This is a genomic window from Bacteroidales bacterium (assembly GCA_031275285.1).
GTDB lineage: Bacteria > Bacteroidota > Bacteroidia > Bacteroidales > UBA4181 > JAIRLS01.
Genome location: JAISOY010000199.1, coordinates 1 through 3146 on the forward strand (window position 1 = coordinate 1; position 3146 = coordinate 3146).

Annotated in this window: 2 protein-coding genes; both read right to left on the reverse strand. The window is 41.0% G+C overall.

Features of this window, described 5'->3' with window-relative positions:
- The coding region (locus LBQ60_19355) for a SusC/RagA family TonB-linked outer membrane protein (protein ID MDR2040086.1) at positions 1 to 1672 on the reverse strand (1672 nt) is incomplete at its 3' end.
- A gap of 11 nt (positions 1673 to 1683) precedes the next feature.
- A complete protein-coding gene (locus LBQ60_19360) occupies positions 1684 to 2985 on the reverse strand; it encodes an IPT/TIG domain-containing protein (protein MDR2040087.1) in 1302 nt (433 codons plus the stop codon).
- Positions 2986 to 3146: the final 161 nt, after the last annotated feature.

A 3146-nucleotide genomic window follows, 5' to 3' on the forward strand; every position in this document is an offset into this window, starting at 1 on the left:
TACCAAGAATATCACTCACTTTTTTATGATCACTGATGTTATAGTACAACAATCCTGTAACCCGGTGATTATCGGCGAAGATATTCTCGTAGGTCATAGTCGATTCGAAAAAGAATTTCCTGTATTGGTCCTGACTGTATCCATAAGCTGTTTGCTGGGCTTGTATCCTTCTTACTAACCTTAAAGATCCGTCGACATTCCGCCCTTCGGCAAAATACAGATCCGGAAGAGTCATACGGTCTTCGTCGAAATAATTGGTAGCCGTATAAGCTCCTTGTGCTCTCATTCTAAGGCCTTTGAGTATTTTAGAAAAATCCTGTTCAACAGATAAAGTAATCTGCAAATTACTTTGTTCTTTGGTTCTGATCCCTGTGTGATTTAGCAATACGTAAGGAGAAACGGTATTGTAACCTGTCCCGTAAGCAGGAATGTCACCAGTAGAATACACCTTAGGAATAGTAATTGAAGTTAACATTGCCAAAGACTGCCATAATTGATCCGTACTATTTATTCCCGGCAAAGTATTTTTTGAATAAAATCCCTCCGACCCGAAATAGATTTTTGTACTTTCTGTCAGGTTAATATCTATATTGGAACGGAAAGTATACTTATTATAGCCTATATTCTTATTATAATCGCTATTGGATGCTTGCTTGTATGCTGCCGGTTCGTTGGACAGCCCGAGGCTAACGAAATAACGGGCCAGCTTACCTCCGCCACGGATACTGGCATAATAACTTTGCTTATAAGTATTTTTTTTCATGATCTCTTTCTGCCAGTCGATATTTGGATACAGATCCAGATCCAATCCTCTTTGGATCAGTGTCAGTTCCATATCCGAATACAAGGGTAGATCCCCCCTGACAACACGGGCTTCATTAGCCAACAAGGCATAATCGTATGAATCTACATATTCGGGCATTCTGGTAATGTGTGAAAGGGTAAAATTAGCCCTTCCTGTGATCTGTAATTTACCTTCTTCACCACGTTTGGTAGTCACCAGGACCACACCGTTTGCTCCACGAACGCCGTATACAGCGGTAGCCGAAGCATCTTTCAGTACCGAAAAACTTTCAACATCGGCAGGGTCTATATCACTCAGGTTACCTTCCAAACCATCGATCAGTACCAATGCGCTCGAATTGGCCCCAAAAGTACCGATACCACGTACCCAGAATTCAGAGATATCATCTCCAGGTTCACCGCTGGTTTGCATGCTAATAATACCTGGAATACGACCCCCGATCATATTGTTGATTGATGAGCCCGGAGTTTGTAATTCCTTGACATTAACCGAAGAGATCGCTCCTACGACACTGACCTTACGCTGCGTGGTACCCATACCTGTAACAACGGCTTCTTCCAGCATAATGGCACCTTCTTTCATAGACACCTGTAAATTGGGTTCATCTTTGGAAACAAGGTATTCGAATGTTTCATATCCGACGGATGAAAAAACAATCACATCTCCTCTGGTAGCTTTGATGGAAAATTTACCGTCTATATCGGTGGTGGTTCCCATACCCGGGCGGTCCTTCAGATAAATGGTCACTCCGGGAATGGTTTCTTGGCTCGCTCCATCTGTCACCACACCGCTAACAGTCAGTTGGTTCTGGGCAAACGCAGTATAATAAGTCAATAATAACAATACAATACAAATAATTCGATTCATTATGTTCGTTTTTACTGGATGGATAATTTCCTGACACATTGATTCCCATAATCTGCAATATATACGGATCCGTCATTAGCCACCGTCACACCCCATGGGGTATTCAACATAGCATAATCCTGGGTTCCGTCCAGGTAACCCGAAGTACCCGGAATGCCGATGACTGTACTGACGATGCCTTCCGGCGTAATCTTACGAATACAATGGTTACCTTTATCTGCAACAAACAGATTGCCGTCATCATCAAAGTCGACTTGAATTACTTCGTTGAACCGGGCATCTAAACGGTCTCCGTCTGCATGTCCGGGCGTACCCCTGCTTCCCGCAAACAATTCAATTTCATTGGTGAGTATGTTGAACCGGTAAATGCAATACAGATTTCTGGCAGCCATGTACAACATATGTTTTTCTGTCGGATGGAACATTGAAAAATAATTGGAATTGAGGCTGGGAGTAAGGCTACCTAAATTAAACATAGGTTTCATTTCCCGGGTAGCAGGATTGATCTGTACTACATATGAATTAGTACGGGAGCCAAAATATATCATACCGTCCAATGCACATGATGCAAATTGGTGTTTATACGAAAAACTCCAGGAACTGATTCCTATATCCGGATTACCTACCAGTACAGGATTTATGTTCCGGTAGGAGAATCCGTCATCCAGGGAAAATCTCAGATAGGCATAACCGCTGTTGGCTGGTACCAACACATGCCTGCCTGTAGAAAGATCAATGGTCGGGGCGTTGTATGAACCTGATTCCATTATTTTGGAAACCATATTTGCTTCTTCATTGATCAGGAATAATCCGGCTCCTTCATTTGATACAAATACATTGTATTCATCATCTACACAAATAAATTGCGGTTTCTGGATCCTGGCTTCCGATAATGTTCCCGCTGTGCTTGTATTTGCACCTGGTATCCCTACTACAGTAGAAATTCCAATGGTGGTTGTATACTCAAAAGTAGTCGGATATGCCACCGAATCCGATCCTACAACAACGGATATCGTACAAGTATCCCCTGGTTGCCTTGGTGTAATAGCATAGATAATATCACCGGCCGATTGTACTACTGCTGCTTTTTTCTTATTGAAATAAACCTTGATTTTAGAAGGATCATTACCAAAGTTATTGCCTTCCAGAAGAATTTTTGTCGCCATTCCGCCTGAATCCGGGTAAAAATGAGTTACTTCTACCGGTTTATTCGGATCATAAGGTTGGTTTGCATCCTTATTATCATCCGAATCATTGTTGCATGAAACAAAACATAATGCAGCTATGAAACATGCGATTAATGGTATTTTCATAATTTATTAGATTTAAATAAAAAGATAGATTTTATGTTTTTGATTGATGTTTGGTTTAAAAGTTTTGCTGTTTTTTGTCATAGGCTGAAAATTAAAAAGGTGATGATTTTCTATTAAGGTTAAATTATATTTTGTGAATTATTCCGTGTGCGCACACGGAA